This window comes from Vibrio casei (assembly GCF_002218025.2).
Taxonomy (GTDB): Bacteria; Pseudomonadota; Gammaproteobacteria; order Enterobacterales; family Vibrionaceae; genus Vibrio; species Vibrio casei.
Map to the genome: position 1 here is coordinate 524,017 of NZ_AP018681.1, position 25,120 is coordinate 549,136.

Consider the following 25,120-nt stretch of genomic DNA (forward strand, 5'->3'; position numbering starts at 1 on the left):
GAGCATCGGACAGTCACAGCATATTTGAATTAAATACACTATTTATCCAAACGAATAAAAGGTAGAAAACATGAAGAAATGGGGTTTTTTCCTTCCAGCGATTATGTCTGTTGTTATGGTCGGTTGTGCGACATCGCCAGAAGGCACTTCAACTGATGATAAAGCAACAGAAACAAGTAACACTACGACAAGCAAGGATAATGCGGGTCAAAAAGAAAACACGGATGGAAAAGAGTCAACAACCCTTTCACCAATGGAAAAGCATCCTAATGTGAAGCCTAAACCAATGCCGACGGTAAAACCAAAGGTGGCTCCTTCGGCGACAAAGGGTGAAAAAAATTCGGATGGCAAATTGATTTTAGGCCAAAAAGAGTGGGTTCACCTTGAGGGGTTGGATGTTAATGTGGTCTCTCGTGTTGATACAGGAGCAACCACATCTTCTATTAGTGCCATTGATATTGTTCCTTTTGAACGCGATGGTAAAAAATGGGTGAAATTTAAGCTTGCTCATGATGGTCGCCAATCTAAAGATATTGAATTACCAGTGTCTTCAACCAAATTCATACGTCAGTCGAATTCAGATGAAACCTTTGAGCGTTATGCAATAGAAGCTTGGATTACTGTGGGTGATTTAAAAGTAAAAACACCATTTACACTGGCAGATCGTACTCATATGGATTATGGACTATTACTTGGGCGTAGCTTCTTCCGAGATGTGGCGATAGTGGATGTAAGTCGTGAATTTGTTCAACCTAAAGTGGTATTAGGTAAGAAGAAGTAGCCAATATTTATAGAAGGCCTCCTAAATAGGGGGCTTTTTAAAATGGCAAGACGAAAGGTAGCGTTTTATTATGTTTAAAGCTATACACCATATCGCGATCATTTGTTCGGATTATCAACGGTCAAAAATCTTCTATACAAAAACTCTTGGCTTTAAAATTATTCACGAGGTTTACCGCGCAGAACGTGATTCTTACAAATTAGATTTAGCTGTTTCTGAACATAGCCAAATTGAGTTGTTTTCTTTTCCTAACCCCCCAACAAGAGTTAGCCAGCCTGAAGCCTGTGGCTTGCGTCATTTAGCTTTTGCCGTGGATGATATAGAGCAATGTATTGCCTACCTTGAATCTCATAATGTGGTGTGTGAACCGATCCGAATTGATGAACTGACCGGTAAACAATTTACCTTCTTTAAAGATCCAGATGGTCTGCCCCTCGAACTTTATCAATCTTAATCACTGGCGAGTTGACGATGTTAAAACCAATTCAAGCGTTAATGGTGCAGGGGACAACTTCCGATGCAGGCAAAAGTGTGCTGGTGGCAGGTCTATGCCGCGTGTTAATGCGTAAAGGCGTTTCGGTCGCGCCGTTTAAATCTCAAAATATGGCACTCAATAGCGCTGTGACCAAAGATGGCGGTGAGATTGGTCGAGCGCAAGCATTGCAAGCCTTTGCCTGTGGCGTTGAGCCTAGTGTTCACATGAATCCAATTCTCTTAAAACCGAATACCGATATGAAAGCGCAGATTATCGTACAAGGTAAAGCGCTGCCGACAGAAGCTACTTTGGGGAATATTTCTTATAAGAACTACACCATGCCTTATGTGTTGGACTCTTTCGCTCAGCTGAATCAGAAGTTTGATTGTGTAGTCATTGAAGGCGCGGGTAGCCCTGCAGAAATTAACCTGCGAGAAAACGATATTGCTAACATGGGTTTTGCAGAAGAAGCCGATGTGCCTGTGATCATTGTGGCAGATATTGATCGTGGTGGGGTGTTTGCGCATTTGTATGGCACGCTCGCGCTATTATCTCAACCAGAGCAAGACCGAGTGATTGGTTTTGTCATCAACCGTTTTCGTGGCGATATTGAGCTATTAAACCCCGGATTAGACTGGCTAGAACAAAAAACAGGTAAGCCTGTAATCGGCGTATTGCCGTATTTGCATGGTTTAGAGTTGGATGCTGAAGACGCCGTTGATAGTCAACAAACCAAAAATGAGAAGACCAAACTCACGGTATGTGTGCCGGTTTTACCTCGCATGAGTAACCATACTGATTTCGATATGTTTAAACATCATCCGGAGATCGATTTTCAATTTCGTTATCAAGGGCAAAGCCTAACGGGTGCTGATTTGATTATTCTACCGGGGAGTAAATCTGTTCGTGCCGATCTGGCCTTTTTGCAGCAACAAGGTTGGCATAAAGATATTGAAAAGCACTTACGCTACGGCGGAAAATTGATTGGTATTTGTGGCGGTTATCAAATGCTGGGTAAAACCATCGCTGATCCTGATGGTATTGAAGGACCGGCTGGGGTTGCAGATGGACTAGGCTATTTAGAGTTAACAACAGAACTTAAACCGCATAAATCATTAACTCAAGTAACAGGCACACTATCTTTAGTCACAGGAAAAGTGGCCAGCATCATTGGCTATGAAATTCATGCAGGTGAGACACTTGTTGATTTACAACAACCTATATCAATAAACACGGACTCACACGATAAAAAATATGATGGTGCCTTATCGGATGATGGTATGATCTTTGGAACATATTGCCACGGTATCTTTGACTCGCCACAAGCCTTTGAACATATTCTTGAATGGGCAGGGGGGAGTGACTTACAACAAATTAATAGCCGTGAGCAACAGCAAATCAAATCACTGGATCGTTTAGCCGATAGTATCGAGCAAGATTTAAATCTAGCCTTACTTTGGCCAGAACTATTTAGCTGAGATTAGCTCCTGACATCTTATATCAAGGTACTTCAATGGAATTAGAAGCATTACTAACATTAAATACCAATCAGAAATTATTCGCTAACCCTAAGCGAATTGCTTTGCTTGAACAAATTGGTGTATCTGGTTCTATTTCACAAGGTGCGAAGTTAGCAGGATTGAGTTATCGGGCGGCTTGGAATGCAATTAATGATATGAATCTAGCATCACCTCATTTAGTTGTTTCTAGTGAAACCGGTGGGAAAGGGGGCGGAGGTGCAAAGTTAACTGAATTTGGCATTCGTTTGATCAAGGTTTATAGCCTGATGAATGAGATGCAGTCGATGGTGATGAAAGCCTTGATGGATACCAATGTCACGACTGAAAGCTTATTAGATATACTGGGGCATTTTAGCTTAAAAACCAGTGCAAGAAACCAGTTGAAAGGACGGATCACACGAATTGAATCTCAAGATGTGAAAGACCGTATTGTGGTCGCGCTTAACCAAGGCAGTGAAATTTCAGCTATTATCACCCGTGTTAGCACAGAGCAGCTTCAACTTGAGATTGGCAAAGAGGTGTTGTTGCTGTTTAAAGCGCCGTCGGTGACAATTTCACAAACATCTCAAAAAACCGATAAAAATCAATTAAAAGGGAAGCTCATCCATCTCACGCAAGGTGACGCGAGCAGTGAAGTATTTTTAGATATTGGTGATGGCACATTGTTATATGCTTCTGTGACACACCAATCATTAGAAGAAAATACATTAAAAAATAACACCTTACAGCTCGATAATACTTACTACGCATCTTTTGAACCAAGCCAGATCTTAGTGACCTGTTTATAATCCTACTTATTTTATTTTGCTTATAGAGCCAGTTTTGCGTATGATTCACCCATCGCTATGCATTTAAGTATACAGCGTTTGTTTTTAGAGGATTCCATGAAAAAACTATTCACCAAAAAGCCATACATGAAAAAGTTAGCACTTTATACGTTAGGCTTATCGGCTTTATGCTCATCACTTCAAGTATTTGCGGCTGACATTCATGTTTATGCGGCATCATCAATGACAGATGTCATGAAAGAATTAGGGCAAAAGTATCAAGCTGAAACCGGTGATACCTTGGTGCCTGTATTTGCTGGATCGTCTACTCTAGCGCGTCAAATTGAACAAGGTGCACCAGCCGATGTGTTTATTTCAGCGAATCCGAAATGGATGACTTACCTGGAAGATAAAGGCATGACGACCAAAGATCAGGTCACGGATCTAGTAGGCAATAGCCTGGTTTTGATTGGTTCTGACGAGGTGAAAAATGCACATGTCGATGCGGGTACATTTAAAGAATTACCTAATTTATTGGCTGAGAATCGTTTAGCGGTAGGTGAACCTCAAAGCGTTCCAGCGGGCATGTATGCCAAAGAAAGCCTTGAAAACATGGGACTTTGGTCGGAACTATCGTCTAAAACCGCACCAAGCAGTAATGTTCGTTTAACCATGTCACTTGTTGAGCGTGGTGAAGCACCATTTGGCGTGGTTTATAAAACCGATGCATTGATGAGTAAAAAGGTTTCAATTATTCAAACGTTCCCAGAAAGTACCCATTCGCCAATCATTTATCCAGCGGTTGCGTTGAACGACAAAGCGACAAGCCAAGCTTTCTTCAACTTTTTGAAAAGCCAGCAAGCGAGCGATACTTTTATTAAATACGGATTTACACCGCTTGTGGCTCATTAAGTCCTGATTTAATAAGCCCTATAGCGGTGAACTAACCATTTATCAGAATGAATAAAAACAGAATCAATAAAAGGATAACCAGTGATCTTGTCTGATTACGAAATTAGCGCCTTACTACTTAGCTTAAAAGTGTCCTCAATCGCAGTCCTTTGGTTACTGCCGGTTGGGGTTTTCTTTTCTTGGCTGCTTGTGACTAAAGAGTTTTGGGGTAAAAAGCTATTAGATAGTTTAATTCACCTTCCTTTAGTGCTTCCTCCGGTGGTGATTGGCTATATGCTCCTTCTAACCATGGGTAGAAAGGGCGTTGTTGGTGAATGGCTGTTTGATACCTTTGGTCTAGTGTTTAGTTTTAACTGGAAAGGCGCAGCATTGGCATCGGCAGTTGTGGCTTTACCGTTAATGGTGCGCTCGATTCGATTAAGCTTAATGAATGTCGATCCAAAACTCGAACAAGCGGCGAGAACGCTTGGCGCATCACCATTTCGTGTCTTTATGACAATCACCTTGCCGTTGGTCTTACCGGGCGTGATAACTGGTGCCATGCTGTCATTTGCCCGTAGTCTAGGGGAGTTTGGCGCAACCATCAGCTTTGTGGCAAACATTCCCAATCAAACACAAACGCTGCCATTGGCGATGTACAACTTTATCCAAACGCCCGGTGCGGAGTTTGAAGCCGCGCGTCTGTGCGTGATTTCGATAGTGATTGCACTGTTATCTTTACTTTGTTCTGAATGGTTAACTCAAAAAACCCAGAAAAGACTCGGCGTTTCTAGTGCTTCCAAGGCTAGCTCTTTCAAGAGCAGTTCTTCCAAGCATGGAGGCCAAGCATGATTGATTTAAATTTTAAGCAGCGTTTCATGGATTTTGATTTAGATATTCAAGCTCAGATACCGAGCTCAGGCATTACCGCGATTTTTGGCCGTTCAGGTGCAGGAAAAACCAGTATCATTAATGCCGTTAGTGGCTTAAAAAATCCCGACTCTGGCTCGATAAATATCAATCAACGAGTACTGTTTGACTCCCAACAAGGTATTAATCTAGCGGTTGAAAAACGAGATATAGGTTATGTATTTCAAGAGTCTCGATTATTCCCACACTATAAAGTGAAAGGCAACTTACTCTATGGTGTGAAAAATAAAAGTTATTTCAGTAAAGACCAGCTTATTGGTAAAAAAAAGCTACCCGGTAACTTTAATCAAGTGGTTGATCTACTAGGATTATCTGAATTATTAGATCGTTATCCGGCCGATTTGTCTGGTGGTGAGAAACAACGCTGTGCGATCGCAAGAGCCTTGTTGTCAGAGCCAAAAGTATTGCTGATGGATGAGCCATTAGCGTCTTTAGATCTGCCGAGAAAAAAAGAAGTCATGCCGTTTTTAGAATCGTTAGCGCAAGAGATTCAAATTCCAATTTTGTATGTTACCCATAGTCTGGATGAGATTCTGCACCTAGCCGATCACATGCTATTAATGGATTCAGGAAGAGTCGTGGCTTCTGGCGATATTGAGACCATGTGGGCATCAAGTGCCTTTAAACCTTGGCATGATGAAGTGGATTTGAGCACGATATTTAAAGGAGTCATCAAGCAACATCACCAACGTTATGCGCTGACCTATGTAGAAATTGCGCCGAGTTGTGGTGTTTGGATGTCGGCTATTGATGCCAATATCGATGAATCGGTTAGAATTCGTATTCATGCCAGCGACGTATCGTTAACCTTATCCGAATCTACAGACACGTCGATTCGAAATATCTTGCCTGCAAAAGTCGTAGAACTCGCGCCAGTGACGGATCCTGCGCAGCCGGTTTCAATTTGTTTAGCGATAGGTGAAGGTGAGGTTGAACATTACCTTTGGGCCAATATCACCGCTTGGGCCTATGAAGATTTACAGCTTGAAATTGGACAGAAGGTATTTGCACAAATCAAGGGCGTGAAAATGACCAACAAAGACATGGCAATTCGAAAATAAACATCACTGCACAAAAACCTTAATGGCCTGAATGGAAACGTTCAGGCCATTTTTGTATCTGGAAAGCCAAAAGCCCAGTGGCACGCTTCTTGAATTACTTTTATTAAGTGTTTAACACAAGGAGCAACAACTATGTGGTTATCATTATATTTTCCATCATTGAACGCGGCAATGGACGAACATAAGGTCATTTATAGTGCAAGTCCTTATGGTATGCCGGTTGTTGTGCACCATATTGATGCAATCAGTCAAGCAGGGGCTAAAGTTGACTCACTAGCAAAGTCAGAGACCTTTAATGCTTAAACTCAGTCAGCGGCCAATCATCTTCAGCGATTTAGACGGCACTTTACTTGATCATAATGATTACAGTATTGATGCCGTTGAGCCGGTACTCAAAAAGTTAGCGCTTCTTAGTGTGGATGTTATTCCAACGACTAGTAAAACCTTTGCTGAACTGCAATTCATCATGCCGCAGTTAGGTTTAAAGACACCTTTCATTGTTGAGAATGGCGCCGCGGTATTTATTCCTAAACCGAAAACAGCAACAACGGTAATGAATCAGCCAGAAGGCACAGTATCGATTCAAGATTATTGGTGCAAATCCTTTACCCAACCTCGTAGTTACTGGCAACCATATATTGAGCAAGCTAAACGCCAATTTGAAGGATGCTTTAGTTTGATGACCGAGATGTCTGCAACAGAAGTAGCGGAACTCACGGGCTTAACTGAGGAAGAAGCGCAACGTGCATTGCAACGTGACTATAGTGAGCCGATTAGCTGGCATGGCAGCGTTGAACAAGAACAGTGCTTTATCGAGTTTATGCAGCAGTGTGGTGCAACGGTACTAAAAGGTGGGCGTTTTCTACATATCGGTGGTTGTGCTCAAAAGGGCATCGCAATGGAGTGGCTTATGAATGTTTATCAGAGAGATCTTTTACAGCAAACAGGACAACAGAAAGATTGGTTCAGTATCGCGCTAGGAGACAGCGGTAATGATATCAGCATGCTCGAATTAGCGGATATCGCGGTGCGAATTCGTTCAGAGCATCATGATTTTCCGATTCTTTCTCGTGAAGAAGGGGTAATTGATAGTGATAGTTATGGCCCAACGGGCTGGGCAGAGTGTATACAGCTGATTTTATCCCTTGAGTAAGATCTTGAATTAGAAATTTTCATTTTTAGCATGGAATGCAGGAGGCATCATGGCTGACTTTTATCAAAACGGTATCGTGACAACATTACACAACTTGTCTGAACGGCCAGTGGAGGAATTGGAAGCAGAGTTAATGTCGTTTGCTGACCAGCGTTCCATGGGGTTGATTCTACCTTCTTTATTTTCGGAATTAGAAGGCGAAGCATTGCCTAAAATTGTCGAAGAATTAAAGAGTGTCCCTTACTTATCTCAGATCGTAATAGGCCTAGATAGAGCCGATGAAGCGCAATATAAACATGCTTTATCTTTCTTTAAAGACTTACCTCAGCATCACCGCGTTTTGTGGAATGATGGCCCTCGTTTACAAGCTTTAGATAAAGAATTAGCGGCGTTAGGTTTAGCCCCTAAAGAGCTCGGCAAAGGCCGTAATGTCTGGTATTGCATGGGTTACGTCCTAGCTACCGGTAAAGCTGAATCGGTAGCATTACATGACTGTGACATTGTCACTTATGAGCGTGATTTATTAGCACGTTTGATCTACCCAGTCGCCAATCCGCGCTTTAATTATGAATTCTGTAAAGGCTACTACGCACGAGTTGCCAATGGCAAAATGAATGGCCGAGTGGCACGTTTATTGGTCACGCCATTATTAAAAGCGCTTAAACGAGTGACCGATCAGAATGCCTACTTAGATTATATGGATAGCTTCAAATATTCATTAGCTGGCGAGTTTTCATTCCGCCGCGATGTGCTGAGTGATATTCGTATTCCAAGCGATTGGGGATTAGAAATCGGTGTGCTGTCGGAAATGCATCGCAACTATGCCAGTAATCGCCTGTGTCAGGTTGATATCGCTAAAACCTACGATCATAAACATCAAGATTTATCGTTAGATTGCACCGATGGTGGGCTATCTAAAATGTCGATCGATATTACCAAGTCTCTGTTTCGTAAACTGGCGACTCAAGGTGAAACTTTTAATATCGAAGGCTTTCGCTCGCTTAAAGCTACTTACTACCGTATTGCGCTCGATTTTGTTGAAGCCTACCACAACGATGCCTTAATGAATGGCCTAACCTTGGATGTTCATCTAGAAGAAAAAGCGGTCGAAATGTTTGCCCAAAATATAATGACCGCTGGCCAAAGCTTCCTAGATAACCCGATGGAAACGCCATTTATTCCAAGTTGGAACCGTGTAGTGAGTGCCATGCCTGATGTGATGGAACGATTAAAAGAGGCGGTAGAATTAGATCAACAAGAATTCGGGGGCTAAGTATGACGTCATCAAATTTATTAGTGGATAAAATTTGTCACCATTTGGATGTGATCTACCAAGGTATTGAACTATCAATTGAGCATAAAGAATTAGCCAATCAACTAATCAGTACTATGCGTCTATCTCCCAATTTAGAGACTTCTATGCCGATGTCAGTATCGCAATCTCTGTGGACTGAGAAAGATACCATCATGATCACCTACGGCGATAGCTTGCTGCAAAGCGGTGAAACACCTCTGAAAACCTTAAAGTCCTTTCTCAATCAATATTGTCAGCCTCATATCAACGGCGTGCATATTCTGCCTTTTTTCCCGTATAGCTCAGATGATGGTTTCTCAGTGATTGATTATTCGAGTGTCAATGAAGGCTTGGGTGACTGGCCAGATATTGAAGCGATTTCCAGTGAGTTTAATTTGATGTCGGATCTGGTAATCAATCATTGTTCAGCAAGGAGTGCTTGGTTTCAAAACTTTATTAAGAGCGAAGGCGTAGGGCATGATTACTTCTATACCGCTGCGTCAGATATTGATACCAAACAAGTGGTGCGTCCTAGAACTTCTGATTTACTCAAAGAAGTCGAAACCGCACAAGGCACTCAATATGTTTGGTGTACCTTTAGCCACGACCAGGTCGATTTTGATTTCCGTAACCCAGAAGTATTAAAAGCCTTTGTCGAGATCATACGTCAATATATCGACCATGGCATTCGTACCTTTAGGCTCGATGCGGTGGCGTTTCTGTGGAAAGAACTCGGCACCAGTTGCATCAATCTCGATCAAACCCATGAAGTGATTCGTCTATTACGTAGTTTGATTGAACAAGCCTGCCCGCAAGCCATTATCATTACCGAAACCAACATTCCCAACCATGAAAACCTGACTTATTTTGGCAATGCCAATGAAGCGCACGCCATATATAACTTCTCGCTGCCGCCGCTACTGGTGAATACGTTAATTACCGGCAATGGTGATCATCTGAAACGTTGGATGATGGGGATGCCTCCGGCGCAACAGGGCACGACTTACTTTAACTTTATTGCTTCACACGACGGCATTGGTTTGCGGCCAGCGGAAGGTTTACTCCAAGAAAACGAAATCAATGTATTGGTAAATACCATGCAATCGTTCGGTGGCTTAGTGTCATGGCGCGCGACGGAAAATGGAGACCGCAAGCCTTATGAAATCAATATCGCCTTATTTGATGCTTTACAAGGCACGCAAGCAGGGCCCGATAAATATGGTATCGACCGCTTTATTTGCGCCCATGCGATTATGCTTGCGATGGAGGGCATTCCGGGGATTTATATTCACAGTTTGCTTGGTACGGGGAATGATTACGATAAAGTTGAAAACACCAATCAAAATCGCTCGATTAACCGCCATCGCTGGGAGTTCTCACAACTGCAAGATTTGTTGTCTCAACCGCACACCCAACATCATCAAGTATTAAAACGTTTGATGCATTTAATTGAACTGCGAACAGGGCAATCCGCTTTCCATCCTAATGCAGTGCAATTTACGCTGCACCTAGGTGGACAGTTATTTGGTTTTTGGCGTCAAAGTATGGATAGAAGACAAAGTATTTTCTGTGTCAGTAATATCAGCCTTGAAGAGCAAACCTTGAACCTAGCCGATATGAATCTGATCCAAACGGATCATTGGAAAGATCTGATCAGCGATACTGAACTGACAGGCTCAACGGAAAGCATCCAATTAAAGCCGTATCAAACCGTCTGGATCACGAATAGGTTCAACTAACAGTAAAAAGCTCGAATAAAATAGGGTTTCAAAGCAATAGGCTATGTTCATTTCTACCTTGAAACGGTATCTTAGCGGGGTTAAAAATTTTGAAATACTTCGCTTATGATCGAGGTAAAAACTTTGGTAGAGGAACAAGCAATGAGCAAAGCAAAAATCGGTATTGTGACGGTAAGTGATCGTGCTAGCCAAGGTGTGTATGAAGATTTATCTGGCCAAGCCATCATTGATACGCTCAACGAGTACTTAACATCAGAGTGGGAACCGGTTTATCAAATCATCCCCGATGAGCAAGACCAAATCGAAACCATGCTTGCAAAAATGGTGGATGAAGATGGCTGTAGTCTAGTAGTGACCACTGGCGGTACTGGCCCGGCAAAGCGCGATGTGACGCCAGAAGCCACAGAAGCGGTGTGTGATCGAATGATGCCAGGTTTCGGTGAGTTAATGCGCGCGGAGTCATTAAAGTTTGTTCCAACTGCGATTTTGTCTCGTCAAACAGCTGGCTTACGTGGTAGCAGCCTGATTGTAAACTTACCGGGTAAACCAAAATCAATCCGCGAATGTTTAGACGCCGTCTTCCCAGCAATTCCTTACTGCATCGACTTAATGGAAGGCCCATTCCTAGAGTGTGATGAAAGCGTGATTAAGCCGTTTAGACCGAAAGCGAAGTAACACCACATAATAAAATTACCCTTTGGATTAATAGTGGAAAATCTATTAGTCCAAAGGGCTTTTGGTAAAACCAAATTTACTACCTATCACATGCATATATAGCTCTTTTTTACCCCTCATCTTAATTGCCTCCTAAACGCAATTTCATGTAAATATTGTAACTTAACTCACTGATTTAAAATTAAAGTATGTAATAATTTCAATTTTGGGATTGTGATAATTAGTTCACTAAACCCAATTCTTGCTTTCTATATCGCATAAAATTTTCCAAATGCTTTTAAAAATTTATCATTAGAGTATCTTATTGATAATAAATGAATTGATTAATAGTGAACGTGTATAAAGTCCATTCGGGTTTATCCGAGTTTCTTGCTAATACACAGTTATATTTTAAGGAGAGTTTTGAGCAATGATCGACGCCATCCTATATAAGGACATAGTAAAAGTAGTCAATAGTCAATTTTTAGGTAAGTCTAAGCGGATAGCATTTTTTGACGGTGTTAGTCCTGCATCATCCAAAGCGATGGCTGATGTTAATTCAAAAATAAAAAAGAAAAGTCTTGTGGCGATTCTATTTTGCAATCCTAATTCACAGTTTTGTAAGAATGAAATTCTAGAATCACTTAGTTATTTTCATCATCGATCAAAGGAACACATAAATATATTTTGTTGTGGTTATGGAGCTTACTGGCCAAAAGATAAATACCCTGACCTGAAGAAAGTAACAAGTATAGATGGCGTGGATTGGAGTTATAGTGATAACTCATTTGTAGCGGCGTTGGAAGATTTTGAGAGCAAAACTAAATGGCGCTATAGTGGAGAGAATGAACTTTTACTTTTAGAGGTAAGTCCTTCTAGTGAACCTAATGAGCTTAATATAAATAGCACTCTTGTTTGCAATCTAGAGCAAATGAAAAAAGACGGTGCTTTTAGTTCTGTTCGTGCATTATTTGAAAGTATTATTCGCTATTCAGTTAATAATGATGAAGGTGGTACTTGGGGGTTTAGTGATCAAAAAGGCTGTGAGGTTGCTACCTCATTTTTAAAAGATGCTATTTTAGGCTTGTTACCAAAACCTCTTCAGAATAGTTATCGCAAAGCTGAAAGCTATGCTGTCAGACAAATATAACAATCGCAAGCGCGTGGAACAATTTTCAGCTGAACTAACAATTGTCTGGTGTTGTGCATGTTATAACTTATAAGGAATGTCGAAGTGCATATATATTTACAAGCTATAGTATTAATCCTCTCGCTTGGTACAACATCAGTACTAGCATCTAGTCCTAAAGGAGATAATTCAATACTGAATCTATCACTTGCAAGCGTGGCTTGTGCGGCTGTTTGATCTGCTCCAGCCAGACTGGACACTTCATTAAGCGACATTTTGCTGTTCAAAGTTAACAGGGCTTAGATACCCAAGAGCACTGTGCCTTCTTGTCCGATTATAATCAACCTCTATGTACTCGAAGATCGTTTGACGCATCTGGTCTCTCGTCATAATCGGCTCATATTGGATCGCTTCAACTTTCATCGAATGGAAGAAGCTCTCAACACAAGCATTGTCCCAGCAGTTTCCTTTCCTACTCATACTTTGCTTTAGATTATAAACAGTTATGAGGTCTCGATAATCTTTTGAGCAGTACTGACTACCTCGATCACTATGAACGATAACCTGCTCAGGAAATTCGCGACGGAACAAAGCCATTGATAGAGCATCACAGACCAGCGTAGCCGTCATTCTGGTATCCATAGACCATCCGATTACTTGTCTTGAGTAAAGGTCAATAATTACTGCCAAGTACAACCAGCCTTCGCTTGTCGCAACATAGGTGATGTCTCCCGCCCATTTTTCATTCGGAGCCGCTGCGTTAAAGTTCTGAGCCAGCAAGTTTGGAGCAACTGGCATTTGATGCTTGCTGTCTGTCGTGCACTTAAATTTACGTGCCGCTTTCGGCGTTAAATCTTGACGCTTCATACTGGCCGCAATGGTTTTCACATTGTGGTTATCACCGCTCTCAGACAGTTCTTTTTGGATTCGCCTTGAGCCATCTCGGCCTTTGCTGTTATCAAAAGCTTCTTTGACCTTTGTATCAAGCTCTTGGCGAACTGCCTCGCGTTGGCTAGCCTTATGGCGATGTTTAACCCAGTAATAAAACCCACTTCGGGATACCCCGAATACCTTAGCCATACGTACAATATTGAAGTACATCAGGTGTTCGAGCATAAATTCGTAGCAATTTACTTTAGATTTTTCGCGAAGTAGGTGGCGGCCTTTTTTACAATTTCTAGCTCTTCTGCTTGCTCAGCCAACTGCCTTTTGAGCTTGGCAACCTCTGCGGCTAGCTCTTGTTCTCGCTGACTAGTATTGGTGTCTTTCTTCGAGTTCTTCCGCCACCCGTAGATTTGAGATTCATGTAAAGAAAGCTGCCTTGCAGCCGCAGCTACTCCCACTCTCTCTGCTAGTTTTAGGGCTTCTGCTTTAAATTCAGGGGAATGTTTAATTCTAGTTTTCTTAGTTGTCATTGTTCACCTCGTTAGTGATTGTACTCACTTAACTCAGTGTCCAAAACAGCTGGAGCGGATCAGTTCAAAAAGTTAATCCAGATGTGGTTAGTTCTGCTTATGAAGGCTACTTACAAGATTCAATCACACTTTACTCTCACTATCACAACTTCTCTATTGAAAAGTCACGACTGCATCAAGAGGGAATTTTTGACATTATTACAGGAGAGCCCGCAGTCAAAGCTCAGGCTTTAAACTCAAATGTTGGTGCAACCGCATATTTATCAAAATATCTATCAAAAACAGATGCAGAAAGCTGTAGTGAAATTCGAGAGTATTCCGATAAAATATTGGACAAGTATGGCTTAGGGTTATCAGAATCCGCTTAAGCGAAGCCAAACACACCAGTTGCTTTGTGGCTTGTTTAGCTTAATTTTTACCACAGTAACTTCCGTATTTGCCTCGGCTTAGCAAAGCGTTACTCAATTAACCTAATAATGTCTATACGAACTTTTCCCCACCATTCATTCCTACACAGTGTGATGAGTGTGACAAAACAGACTAGGTAAGGCTCTGATTGTATGTAGCAGCTAACAAAATACTAAATCTTGGCTTTCAAGGTTTAGTATTTTTTGTTTTATAGTAGATGTTTGACGATGGTTTAGCTTTAACTTTAGGTATAGATACTTGGGATACTTGGGATATTTGGATATAGTGATTTATATAGTGACAGGATTGATTGTTGGAGCGACTCTGTTGCCTATATCCCGTCATCCACATTGGATTGTGAGGGGAATGGACTTTCCTCGGATCCAGCTCGTTATCTGTGCCTCGTTACTGCTCTTGCTACAACTGAGCATTCTTAACCTTTCTGAGCCTCAAACCTGGTTTATTGTTATCACCACAACACTATGCTTGGTTTGGCAGCTTTGGTGGATTTTGCCCTATACCAAACTATGGCGAGTCGAAGTGCGTGCAAACCAAAATGTCGATGAGACTCGTCAACTTAGTATCTTAACTGCCAATGTGCTGACTCCGAATCGAGATGCATATAAACTGATTGAGCTGGTTAATAAATATCAGCCAGATGTACTGGTTACACTTGAATCGGATCAATGGTGGGAAAACCAATTAGAATGCCTTGAAGTGGATATGCCTGAAACCATGAAGTGTCCGTTAGATAATCTTTATGGCATGCATGTGTATTCGCGACTTCCGTTGCACGAGAAAGAAATTGCTTACCTAGTTGAAGATGATATTCCATCTATGCATACGCTTGTCGAGTTACCGACTGGTGACTTGGTGCGAATGCACTTTTTACATCCTGCGCCACCAAGCCCTACAGAAAATCCAGAATCAGCCGAACGTGATGCCGAATTAATTATTGTCGCGCGTAGTGTGGGAGAGAGCGATCAGCCCATCATAGTTACCGGTGACTTAAATGATGTCGCATGGTCTCGAACCACTCGTTTATTTCGCAAATTGAGTGGTTTACTGGATCCTAGGGTAGGTAGAGGGATGTTTAATACTTTCCATGTTGATTATCGCTTACTACGTTGGCCACTAGATCATCTTTTCCACAGTGAGCACTTTACCGTTCAGAGTATCCAACGATTACCATCCATTGGCTCCGATCACTTCCCGCTATTTTCTCGTTTGGCCTTCACTCCCGTAAAAGGCAAAGGGCAAGATGGCTTGGTTGCCGATCAAGATGATAAGGCATTCGCGGCTTCTATTACTCGCTCACAGAATGTTAGCAAGGAAGATGTACCACTAAAAACTAACCTCCCTCAGTCATTAATTTGACATATCAATCTTTATAAACAGGCAATTTATCGCATCTAACTTATCCCACTAATAAAGATGGGAATGTTGTATTTCATAATAAAAGGATAGTTTGTGAATAAATTGATTGTAGTCTTGGGTGCGTTGTTCATATTAAGTGGTTGTCAACTTACTCGCGTAGAGGGCGAACTGCATAATGTCGATGTTAAAGTCGGTACGAGAGACGATAGCCGTAACAATAGCGGTAAATTTTGCCCGCCAGGACAGGCTAAGAAAGTGAACTGCTAATGTTGAGCACTAGGCAAGTCTTGTTTGCCTAGTGCTGGTTAAATCTATTCTCCAAATCAAATTTTAACTTTTTACACCTTTCTTCACGCTAACCCCTTTTCTTTGTACTAAACAGCTTTCTTTGTACTAAACAGCAAGGCGGGTAGAACCGTTAGGCTGTAAACCAACAAGAAGCCAATCGCAATAGTAAGTAAGAAACCAATGCTGAACATACCTCACGAAATATCGTTTATTTAAAATTCATTAAAAATAAAGCTAATTCTTTTTATATCAAAGTCATATTTCTTTCATTATTGTGGCGCGGTAATTGCTTTGTCAGTAAGTAGTGTGAAAAGCAATGCGTTATAGCTAGGTTATTTATAAATATAACAAGCGCTTGCACTATGATATGACAAAGGTAGTCATTTTTGCACTATTGATAAATAAATGGACTGCAATGCTAAATGTCTATGCAGAATTAAAATAATTAAGGAAAGATTATGAATAAATTAGAATTAACTGAAACTATTTTTGCCATTAAAAAAGAAAAGCAATTAAGTTGGCAAGCTATTGCTGATGGTATTGATATGTCCATAGTATGGACTACATCAGCTTGTTTAGGTATGAACAGTTTTCCGAAAGAGCAGGCAGAAAAATTAATGGAATTTCTAGGTTTACCAGAAGAAAGTCTACCGGTTTTAATGGAATACCCTACAAAGGAGTGGGATAAATCGGTACCGCAAGATCCATTAGTTTATAGGTTATATGAAGTGGTTGGCGTATATGGCGACACCTTAAAAGAAGTTATTCAGGAAAAATTTGGTGACGGCATCATGAGTGCGATAGATTTTGAAATGGATATTCAAAAAGAAGAAAACCCTAAAGGTGATAGAGTTATTCTCACTTTAAATGGTAAATTTTTGCCGTACAAATCATGGTGATTAATTTTAGTGCAAAGGATTGCACCTATCATAACATTTTGCACTACTACTGTTCATAATAGCTTGTTAAATAGCTATAAAATCAAATTAATGTCATTAAATCAATGAGTTGTAATTTTGGCACTTTTTGTGCTTAACAATATTGTAACAACCATGAATTTAACGATAACAGAGAGAACCTATGGCCTATATAGAACCAAGTGAATTTGTCACTAAAATGGTAGATGCCGGCGAGCAAAAAGTTTACATGTCTACTAAAGATACTTTAATTCGTGCTTTTATGGCGGGGGCCATTCTAGGTTTAGCAGCAGTTTTTGCTATTACCGTAGCAATGAAAACGGGCAGTCCTATTCTAGGTGCTTGCTTATTTCCTGTTGGCTTTATCATGCTTTATTTAATGAAGTTTGACTTATTAACGGGTGTATTTACCTTAGTACCGTTATCTTGGTTGGATAAGCGTCCAGGCGTTACCTTTGGTGGCGTTATGCGTAACTGGGGTTTAGTCTTTATCGGTAATTTTGCCGGTGCAATGGCTACTGCATTCTTCATGTCCTTTATTTTAACTTATGGTTACGCAACCGATGGTGGGGAACTAGCAGCTAAAGTAGCGCATATTGGGGAATCACGAACCGTTGGTTACCAAGAACACGGTATTGGTGGTTGGTTTACCATTTTTATTCGCGGTATGTTATGTAACTGGATGGTTTCTATGGGGGTTGTTGGCGCAATGATTTCAACATCTGCTGGTGCGAAAATGGCAGCAATGTGGATGCCAGTAATGTTGTTCTTTTTTATGGGTTTTGAACATTCTATTGTAAATATGTTTTTATTCCCATTCTCTATGATTATGGGGGGGGAGTTTACTGTTTATGATTACCTTTTATGGAATGAGATCCCAACGGTATTAGGTAACTTAGCCGGTGGTTTATTACTCGTTGGATTACCATTATATTTCACTCATGTGCGTACGTCTCCAGTACGAACTATTGGCTAAGTTAGCTGTATACAAAGTATTGTTATTACAATACTTTGTACGAATAATACTGACATAACAATTGATATTATAAAGGTTTCTTAATTTAGGTTTTGAAACCTTTTTTATTGAAGTTCATTTGTCGAGATGAATCTTGAAAAGTAAGTTAAAGGTATTTTATGGATAAATCGTTAAGTGTCAGTATTGGTAGTTCAACTAATAAAGGAATTAAAGCCATTAACCAGGATGCTTTAGGGCATGTTATTCCTAAAGAGCCTCTATCTAGTAGTAAAGGTATTGTGTTAGCCATGGCCGATGGCATCAGCTCTAGCGAAGTTAGCCAAATAGCGAGTGAAACAGCCATTGCTAGTTTTTTAGAAGACTACTACTGCACCTCCGATTCATGGTCAGTTAAAACCTCAGCACAAAAAGTTATTCAGTCCATTAACTCATGGCTTTATGCACAAACCCGAAATAGTCCATACCGCTTCAATAAAGATAAAGGCTATGTGTGTACTTTCAGTGCTTTGATATTAAAGTCAAATACAGCACATCTTTTCCATTCTGGTGACACCCGCATTTACCGTGTTTCAGACGGTAATTTAGAACAGTTAACAGAAGATCATCGTCGAATTATTTCAGAAGATACCAGTTATTTAAGTCGTGCTTTAGGTATTGAGCATAACTTTGAGGTTGATTACAGCCAACAAGCTCTTGAAGAAGGTGATACTTATGTAATTAGCACCGACGGTGTTTACGAGTTCCTAGCTGATCAAGAAGTTGCTGCTGCTATTGAAGCTTCCACTGATTTGAACGAAACAGCAGATAAGCTGATTGAACAAGCTATCAAATTAGGCAGTAATGATAACTTAAGCATTCAAATAGTCCGAGTGGATCAAGTAGCGACTTACCAACTTGATGAAGTTCATCAACTGACACAATTACCGCTACCAGCAACATTATCACCTAGAATGATTTTTGATGGTTACGAAATTTTACGCGATATTTATATTAGTAGTCGTAGTCATGTTTATTTAGCTCGCGATACCGACACCGATAAAACCGTTGTTATCAAAGTCCCGTCCGTTGAACTAAGAAGTGACAAAGAATACCTTGAACATTTTATGTTAGAAGAATGGATTGCGAAGCGTATTAATAATCCTAATGTTGCTAAAGCTATTACCTCTAACCGTAAGCGAAATTATCTATACTTAGTCACAGAATATATTGACGGGATTTCTTTAAATCAATGGATGATAGACAATCCTAAACCTAAATTAGAACAAGTTAGAGACATAATTAAACAAGTCGCTAAAGGTTTACAAGGATTTCATCGACAAGAAATGATCCACCAAGATTTACGCCCAGCTAATATTATGATTGATAGCACTAATACCGTTAAAATTATCGATTTTGGCTCAACATATATTGCTGGTGTTACCGACATGTACAAAGAAGCGGCAGTACGTGGCACCATTCGATATAGCGCACCAGAATATTTTTTAGGTAAACCTGGTACTAAGCGTTCTGATTTATACGCATTAGCGGTAATCACTTATCAAATGTTATCAGGGAAATTTCCTTATTCACCTAAACTAGCCCAAGCGAACAGTATTTCAGCACAAAATAAGCTAGCCTACCGTAGTATTCTTGATGAGAATTGCCAATTTCCGGCCTGGATAGATGACACTTTAGAGCATGCATTAAAGCTAAATCCGCAAAAGCGTTACACGGAGATCAGCGAATTTATTCACGACCTACATCAACCAAATAAACAATTTTTAGCTAAAACTAAACCGCCGTTAATGCAACGAGACCCCGTCAAATTTTGGCAAAGTATTTGTGTTATCTTGATGATCTTACTAATAATACAAAGTGTATAACTGGAATTTGAAAATGCTGATATATTTTCAGGAATACACACAGCATTCAAATTCGGTATATAAACTCGTTTTCTTCGCGCTAAACTGTTTTTTTACTAAGTAGTTTTCTTTGTACTAAACAGCAAAGCGGGTAGAACCGTTAGGCTGTAAACTAGCAAGAAGCCAATTGCGATAGTCAGTAAGAAGCCAATGCTGAACATACCGCGGTGATCGGCCAGTAATAATGAACCGAAAGTTACTATGGTCGTGAGCGAACTTAATATGGCTGCTTTTGGTGTCGAAGATTGGTAGAAGGCTTTTACTGAACCTACCTCGCGGAAACGTTCCACAATATGAATACCGTTATCTACCCCTAATCCAAAGATCAATGGGATCACGATGATATTCGCCATGTTAAGTGAAAAGCCACTCCAATGGGCGACTGCCATGGTTGATAGGGTTGTCAGCAGAAGCGGAATAAAACTCAGTACCACATCTCTCTTATGCTTTAGAGCAAACAATAACACTAGCGCGATTAAGGCTAATGAATAGCAGATGGCTTGAATGAAGGCTTGAGTAATAATCTTGCCAACTTGTTGCTCGGCGACTGGGCGTCCGGTGGCATTAGGCGCAATCGCCTGTACCGCATCAATAAACTCATTTAACTGTTTTACATCTCGCATATCACCAGATGGATAAGCAACCACCAATGCGTAATCTTGATTGTAATAACGTTGTGCAAGTTGCGTTGGAATGTCATCAAAAGTAGCGGGTGGCGCTTGCATCATTTGCGTAAAGTTCTGCTGCATTTGAGCTAAAGGTTGCAGGGCTTGAAGTGAAATAGCCTGATAAATCTCAGGTTGATCAGCGGTTTTTAACCAATGCAACACCAGGGAAATGGGATGAAACGGCGGTGATTTTGTCTCAGGCCGCTCAATCGGTAGAAGCTGGTGGTGCGGATTGCCTACTTATTTGTACCAATGCTATGCATAAAGTTGCGCCTCAAATTGAAGCTAACATTACGATTCCAATTTTGCATATTGCGGATGCGACCGCTGAACAATTACTGAGCGATGGCGTTACTAAAGTAGGCTTGCTTGGAACTCGCTTTACCATGGAGCAGGATTTTTATAAGCGTCGCTTAGTTGATAAGTTCGGTATTGAAGTCTTGGTACCAAACGAAGACGATCGCGACGTGATCCACACGGTGATCTATGAAGAACTATGCCAAGGTGTGGTTAATGCTGAATCGAGAGAACGCTATCTTGATGTGGTTGATCGTTTAGCATCACAAGGTGCGCAAGCTGTCATACTAGGCTGTACTGAAATTGCATTGCTCATTAATCAAAGCCACACAAATGTGCCGTTATACGATACGACTAAAATTCATGCTGACTATGCCGTGAAGTGGGCGATTAGCTAATTTATACCTAGGTGGCTTCAAGATGCAGAATTCAGATCTATCATCCAAACCTTTAGGCAATAAAAAACGCTGACATCAGTCAGCGTTATTTTTATTCATTTACTTATACTGGAATACTTGGCTCTAGCGGCGATTAAGCTTGCTCTGCAAAGATTTCCATAAAGTCTTTTTTCAAGATAGGGTCACGGCGTGCTTTTTTAAGCTGCTTAACCATATCTTTTACGCAGTTCTGTAGCACTTTGTCTAGTAGGCTTGCGCGATATTCTTGTTGCTCTTCTTCGCTCATATCGTCACGCATTTTTAGCGTTTCGAACTCTTGCATGAAATCGATAGCGGCAAAAGTTTGGCCTACTGAGATCAAAGCATGGAATTGTTCGAAGTTATCTAAAATATTTTGCGCGCTGCCTGGTAGATCATCCCATACATCGCGAACAGGCTCTTCTGAAACTTCATGTATTGAGGTCACCATTGGAATTGCTTGTTCAGGGACTTGTTCAAATTCGATTAAATGACGTAACTCTGGAGAGTATGTACTTAAATCAACACTTTCTGGAGTATGGTTTTCTGTCTCGATTTCTTCCACTGAAACGGGTTCTTGTTGTTCTGACATAAGGAAACCTCAATTTATCCTGTACACAAATAAGCGTGTACTTCTATTCGTCTTCGCCATTATGTATAAGCTGGTCATGAAGAGCAACTGATCTCAAGCTCATGTGCCCAAGAAGGCGGCAGATTTGAATATTGATCATACTCTGGCTGCTCATCATAAGGGTTTTGTAGCAAGTTAAATAATGTTTCTACTTCAGAGTAGTCTCCATCTTCCGCTTTATCGATAGCAATTTGAGCAAGGTGATTACGCAGAATGTATTTAGGGTTGTGAGTTCTCATTGCTTCACAACGTTCAGCATAGCTTTGTGCTTCTAAAGTTAGCCGTTGTTGGTATTGATCTAGCCAGATTTTCGCGGCTTCACGATCTAAGACTAAATCGATAACAGGCTGAATGCCTTGGCTATCGAGCATAGAAAGCTGACGGAAAAAGCGAGTGTAGTCGACTTTGTTTTTGGCTAGTAGAGCGAACATTTCACCAAATAACTCAGGATCTTGCTCTTGCTTGGTTTGCAATCCAATTTTCTGACGCATCAAACGGCTGAATTCACGGTTAAGCTCAGGTTCGTAGAGTGCGAGAGCCTCATCTAAATCACTACGCTCAATCAATGTTGACAAAGAGTGAGCGAGGGCGGTTAAGTTCCATAATCCAATATTCGGCTGATTGGCGAAGGAGTAACGGCCTTGGTAATCAGAATGGTTGCAGATAAAGTTTGGATCGTAGTTATCTAAAAAGCCAAATGGCCCAAAATCGAAGGTTTGTCCTAGTATCGACATGTTATCGGTATTGAGAACTCCGTGAGCAAAACCAAAGGCATTCCATTTGGCAAATAATTGAGCGGTAGAAATGACCACTTGCTGTAGCATGGCAGCGTAAGGTTTTTCTTGTTGTTGGCACTCAGGAAAGTGATTTCTTAAGGTATGCTCAACCAGTTCTTTAAGTTGTTCGTGTTGACCTGTATAAAAGCAGTGCTCGAAATGACCAAAGCGGATATGGCTTTCTGCTAGGCGAATACAAATTGCGCCCGTTTCGGTTTTTTCACGATAAACCAGAGTCTCGCTATTGATTAATCCTAGTGCGCGAGTAGTGGGAATACCTAAGTGATGCAAGGCTTCAGAGCATAGATATTCACGGATGCTAGAACGAAGAACCGCGCGACCATCACCTTGGCGAGAAAAGGGCGTTAAGCCAGCACCTTTAACATGAATGTCGTAACGTCGCCCATCGTTTGCTTTGATCTCTGCCATCAATAAGCCGCGACCATCACCTAAGTCTGGGTTGTAATAACCAAACTGATGGCCAGCGTATTTCATGGCGAGCGGTTTAAATTCTTCAGGTAGAGTAATACCAGAAAAAGCATTGAGCATTTCTGTATTATGTTCTGTTGGGAGTTGGAGTGATTCAGCAAATTCACGGTTCCAATGAACCCAATGAGGATGGCTTAATGGTGACGGCGTAACACCTCGGTAGAAGGATTCTGATAATCCATGAAAATGATAGCTAAATTGTGCGCTAGACCAAGATGACATAACGGAATCCCCTTTATTTTGTCTAGATAAATTAGCATACTTACTTGGGTATATAACACCGAGAGAAATTAAGGTTAAGCAATACTCTTCACCTCAGTGCCCATTTTGATTGAAATGGGAGTCATTAATTTATTATAAGGGTAGTCAGTGGCGTCAGTTGTTACGGCATGGTTTGCTGGTTGTATTATTTATTTTGCCGTGATTTTATCTGCACAAACTGATGAGGAGATCCGATCTCGGGCCCAGCAAAACTTTGCCACCGCTGTGGTACTCACCGATAGTGATGCGATTCAATTTGGGGTGCAGAATTTTAACCCTAACTCCATTACACCATTTAAAAATGACGATATGGGGAACGATGATTCTCTTGATTTGAGGAACAAAGTTGCCGTCACTAGTTTTCCTTATTCTTGGCAGCTAAATAGCCTAAGCCCACAAGTTAAACATGAAATTGCCGTTCGTGCTTCTTATGTTCACTTTGAAAATAAAGTCTCGCTAGACAGCCGACCTGATTTACCCGCAGATACAGATAGTAATGAAGTCTATGATGCTTTCTTTGAGTATCGCCTTATCTACAACATTACCGATTCTTGGAATATTAAGTATGGTTTAGGTAATCATTTTATGTATTTCAAAAATAAGCATTCTTATAACAGTCGAGAAAGTGAGCAGTTAAAACCTTTTTTAGATGGTTATGCCTATAATACATCAAGCCGTTCTTATATTGCTGAGCTGATCTGCTCCAGCCAGACTGGACACTTCATTAAGCGACATTTTGCTGTTCAAAGTTAACAGGGCTTAGATACCCAAGAGCACTGTGCCTTCTTGTCCGATTATAATCAACCTCTATGTACTCGAAGATCGTTTGACGCATCTGGTCTCTCGTCATAATCGGCTCATATTGGATCGCTTCAACTTTCATCGAATGGAAGAAGCTCTCAACACAAGCATTGTCCCAGCAGTTTCCTTTCCTACTCATACTTTGCTTTAGATTATAAACAGTTATGAGGTCTCGATAATCTTTTGAGCAGTACTGACTACCTCGATCACTATGAACGATAACCTGCTCAGGAAATTCGCGACGGAACAAAGCCATTGATAGAGCATCACAGACCAGCGTAGCCGTCATTCTGGTATCCATAGACCATCCGATTACTTGTCTTGAGTAAAGGTCAATAATTACTGCCAAGTACAACCAGCCTTCGCTTGTCGCAACATAGGTGATGTCTCCCGCCCATTTTTCATTCGGAGCCGCTGCGTTAAAGTTCTGAGCCAGCAAGTTTGGAGCAACTGGCATTTGATGCTTGCTGTCTGTCGTGCACTTAAATTTACGTGCCGCTTTCGGCGTTAAATCTTGACGCTTCATACTGGCCGCAATGGTTTTCACATTGTGGTTATCACCGCTCTCAGACAGTTCTTTTTGGATTCGCCTTGAGCCATCTCGGCCTTTGCTGTTATCAAAAGCTTCTTTGACCTTTGTATCAAGCTCTTGGCGAACTGCCTCGCGTTGGCTAGCCTTATGGCGATGTTTAACCCAGTAATAAAACCCACTTCGGGATACCCCGAATACCTTAGCCATACGTACAATATTGAAGTACATCAGGTGTTCGAGCATAAATTCGTAGCAATTTACTTTAGATTTTTCGCGAAGTAGGTGGCGGCCTTTTTTACAATTTCTAGCTCTTCTGCTTGCTCAGCCAACTGCCTTTTGAGCTTGGCAACCTCTGCGGCTAGCTCTTGTTCTCGCTGACTAGTATTGGTGTCTTTCTTCGAGTTCTTCCGCCACCCGTAGATTTGAGATTCATGTAAAGAAAGCTGCCTTGCAGCCGCAGCTACTCCCACTCTCTCTGCTAGTTTTAGGGCTTCTGCTTTAAATTCAGGGGAATGTTTAATTCTAGTTTTCTTAGTTGTCATTGTTCACCTCGTTAGTGATTGTACTCACTTA

The 25,120-nt window shown here is 41.1% G+C and carries 25 protein-coding genes and 1 pseudogene; 21 read left to right on the plus strand and 5 right to left on the minus strand.

Annotated elements, in window-relative coordinates:
* The first annotated feature begins 70 nt into the window (after positions 1-70).
* From VCASEI_RS15285 to VCASEI_RS15340, 13 genes are all read left to right on the plus strand, one after another.
* A complete protein-coding gene (locus VCASEI_RS15285) occupies positions 71-781 on the plus strand; it encodes an ATP-dependent zinc protease family protein (RefSeq protein ID WP_086958572.1) in 711 nt (236 codons plus the stop codon).
* A 70-nt stretch (positions 782-851) separates the two neighbouring features.
* A complete protein-coding gene (gene gloA2, locus VCASEI_RS15290; protein ID WP_086958570.1) occupies positions 852-1,235 on the plus strand; it encodes an SMU1112c/YaeR family gloxylase I-like metalloprotein in 384 nt (127 codons plus the stop codon).
* 17 nt (positions 1,236-1,252) lie between these two features.
* Positions 1,253-2,734 (plus strand): cobyric acid synthase, encoded by a 1,482-nt coding sequence (locus VCASEI_RS15295; RefSeq protein WP_174208762.1) that lies wholly within the window; start codon positions 1,253-1,255, stop codon positions 2,732-2,734.
* A 35-nt stretch (positions 2,735-2,769) separates the two neighbouring features.
* A complete protein-coding gene (locus VCASEI_RS15300; RefSeq protein WP_086958568.1) occupies positions 2,770-3,564 on the plus strand; it encodes a TOBE domain-containing protein in 795 nt (264 codons plus the stop codon).
* 96 nt (positions 3,565-3,660) lie between these two features.
* Positions 3,661-4,455 (plus strand): molybdate ABC transporter substrate-binding protein, encoded by a 795-nt coding sequence (gene modA, locus VCASEI_RS15305; protein ID WP_226983458.1) that lies wholly within the window; start codon positions 3,661-3,663, stop codon positions 4,453-4,455.
* An 84-nt stretch (positions 4,456-4,539) separates the two neighbouring features.
* Complete coding sequence (gene modB, locus VCASEI_RS15310; protein ID WP_089110748.1) at positions 4,540-5,286, plus strand: molybdate ABC transporter permease subunit; 747 nt, start codon at positions 4,540-4,542, stop codon at positions 5,284-5,286.
* Positions 5,283-6,425, plus strand: a complete 1,143-nt coding sequence (gene modC, locus VCASEI_RS15315; protein WP_089110741.1) for a molybdenum ABC transporter ATP-binding protein ModC — start codon at positions 5,283-5,285, stop codon at positions 6,423-6,425. The genes modB and modC overlap by 4 nt, the downstream gene beginning before the upstream one ends.
* Before the next feature lie 132 nt (positions 6,426-6,557).
* Entirely contained in the window at positions 6,558-6,728 is a 171-nt protein-coding gene (locus VCASEI_RS19470) for a hypothetical protein (protein WP_162621083.1), read from the plus strand.
* A complete protein-coding gene (locus VCASEI_RS15320) occupies positions 6,721-7,578 on the plus strand; it encodes an HAD-IIB family hydrolase (protein ID WP_089110742.1) in 858 nt (285 codons plus the stop codon). The genes VCASEI_RS19470 and VCASEI_RS15320 overlap by 8 nt, the downstream gene beginning before the upstream one ends.
* A 49-nt stretch (positions 7,579-7,627) precedes the next feature.
* Positions 7,628-8,851 (plus strand): glycosyltransferase family protein, encoded by a 1,224-nt coding sequence (locus VCASEI_RS15325; protein ID WP_089110743.1) that lies wholly within the window; start codon positions 7,628-7,630, stop codon positions 8,849-8,851.
* A 2-nt stretch (positions 8,852-8,853) separates the two neighbouring features.
* Positions 8,854-10,611, plus strand: coding sequence for an alpha-amylase family glycosyl hydrolase (locus VCASEI_RS15330; RefSeq protein WP_089110744.1), 1,758 nt, complete (start codon positions 8,854-8,856; stop codon positions 10,609-10,611).
* A gap of 141 nt (positions 10,612-10,752) precedes the next feature.
* Positions 10,753-11,286, plus strand: a complete 534-nt coding sequence (gene mog, locus VCASEI_RS15335) for a molybdopterin adenylyltransferase (protein ID WP_089110745.1) — start codon at positions 10,753-10,755, stop codon at positions 11,284-11,286.
* Positions 11,287-11,695: 409 nt separating this feature from the next.
* The gene (locus VCASEI_RS15340; protein ID WP_089110746.1) at positions 11,696-12,415 is read left to right on the plus strand and encodes a hypothetical protein; all 720 of its coding nucleotides are present in this window, start codon (positions 11,696-11,698) and stop codon (positions 12,413-12,415) included.
* A gap of 243 nt (positions 12,416-12,658) precedes the next feature.
* Here the strand turns inward: VCASEI_RS15340 and VCASEI_RS15345 are convergent.
* Positions 12,659-13,809 (minus strand): IS3 family transposase gene (locus tag VCASEI_RS15345; RefSeq protein ID WP_110957783.1). Its coding sequence is split into 2 segments (ribosomal slippage): positions 12,659-13,566 and positions 13,566-13,809, totalling 1,152 coding nucleotides; the frame shifts between segments, so codons are not numbered across the junction.
* 83 nt (positions 13,810-13,892) lie between these two features.
* On the opposite strand from VCASEI_RS15345, the gene VCASEI_RS15350 reads away from it, so the two are divergent.
* The 6 genes from VCASEI_RS15350 (at position 13,893) to VCASEI_RS15370 (ending at position 19,637) form a co-directional block, all read left to right on the plus strand.
* Positions 13,893-14,177, plus strand: a complete 285-nt coding sequence (locus VCASEI_RS15350) for a hypothetical protein (protein WP_089111082.1) — start codon at positions 13,893-13,895, stop codon at positions 14,175-14,177.
* Positions 14,178-14,583: 406 nt separating this feature from the next.
* A complete protein-coding gene (locus VCASEI_RS15355; RefSeq protein WP_089111083.1) occupies positions 14,584-15,594 on the plus strand; it encodes an endonuclease/exonuclease/phosphatase family protein in 1,011 nt (336 codons plus the stop codon).
* A 93-nt stretch (positions 15,595-15,687) separates the two neighbouring features.
* Positions 15,688-15,861 carry a membrane lipoprotein lipid attachment site-containing protein gene (locus VCASEI_RS19475; protein WP_162621084.1) on the plus strand — a complete coding sequence of 58 codons (174 nt, stop codon included), beginning with the start codon at positions 15,688-15,690 and terminating at the stop codon, positions 15,859-15,861.
* A 479-nt stretch (positions 15,862-16,340) separates the two neighbouring features.
* On the plus strand, positions 16,341-16,781 hold the full coding sequence (gene cynS / locus VCASEI_RS15360; RefSeq protein WP_089111084.1) for a cyanase: 441 nt from the start codon (positions 16,341-16,343) through the stop codon (positions 16,779-16,781).
* A gap of 181 nt (positions 16,782-16,962) precedes the next feature.
* Positions 16,963-17,775 (plus strand): formate/nitrite transporter family protein, encoded by an 813-nt coding sequence (locus VCASEI_RS15365; protein WP_086958553.1) that lies wholly within the window; start codon positions 16,963-16,965, stop codon positions 17,773-17,775.
* Between the two features lie 158 nt (positions 17,776-17,933).
* Positions 17,934-19,637, plus strand: coding sequence for a bifunctional protein-serine/threonine kinase/phosphatase (locus VCASEI_RS15370; protein WP_089111085.1), 1,704 nt, complete (start codon positions 17,934-17,936; stop codon positions 19,635-19,637).
* Between the two features lie 95 nt (positions 19,638-19,732).
* Here the strand turns inward: VCASEI_RS15370 and VCASEI_RS15375 are convergent, their stop codons facing one another.
* Complete coding sequence (locus VCASEI_RS15375; protein ID WP_162621085.1) at positions 19,733-20,503, minus strand: MMPL family transporter; 771 nt, start codon at positions 20,501-20,503, stop codon at positions 19,733-19,735.
* A gap of 5 nt (positions 20,504-20,508) precedes the next feature.
* Between VCASEI_RS15375 and VCASEI_RS15380 the strand changes: the two are divergent.
* Positions 20,509-21,039: pseudogene (locus VCASEI_RS15380) on the plus strand (aspartate/glutamate racemase family protein); the annotation flags it as partial.
* 133 nt (positions 21,040-21,172) lie between these two features.
* On the opposite strand, the gene VCASEI_RS15385 reads toward VCASEI_RS15380, so the two are convergent.
* Together VCASEI_RS15385 and VCASEI_RS15390 are read right to left on the minus strand one after the other, a co-directional pair.
* Positions 21,173-21,649 (minus strand): DUF3069 domain-containing protein, encoded by a 477-nt coding sequence (locus tag VCASEI_RS15385; RefSeq protein WP_086958546.1) that lies wholly within the window; start codon positions 21,647-21,649, stop codon positions 21,173-21,175.
* Between the two features lie 74 nt (positions 21,650-21,723).
* The gene (locus tag VCASEI_RS15390) at positions 21,724-23,175 is read right to left on the minus strand and encodes a protein adenylyltransferase SelO (RefSeq protein WP_089111088.1); all 1,452 of its coding nucleotides are present in this window, start codon (positions 23,173-23,175) and stop codon (positions 21,724-21,726) included.
* Positions 23,176-23,322: 147 nt separating this feature from the next.
* Here VCASEI_RS15390 and VCASEI_RS15395 point away from each other — a divergent pair, with 147 nt between their 5' ends.
* The gene (locus VCASEI_RS15395; RefSeq protein ID WP_089111089.1) at positions 23,323-23,967 is read left to right on the plus strand and encodes a Solitary outer membrane autotransporter beta-barrel domain; all 645 of its coding nucleotides are present in this window, start codon (positions 23,323-23,325) and stop codon (positions 23,965-23,967) included.
* Here the strand turns inward: VCASEI_RS15395 and VCASEI_RS15400 are convergent.
* Positions 23,939-25,089, minus strand: a protein-coding gene (locus tag VCASEI_RS15400) for an IS3 family transposase (RefSeq protein ID WP_110957783.1) whose coding sequence is annotated in 2 segments (ribosomal slippage) — positions 23,939-24,846 and positions 24,846-25,089 — 1,152 coding nt in all. Because the reading frame shifts where the segments join, the coding sequence is not laid out codon by codon here. The genes VCASEI_RS15395 and VCASEI_RS15400 overlap by 29 nt on opposite strands.
* Positions 25,090-25,120: the final 31 nt, after the last annotated feature.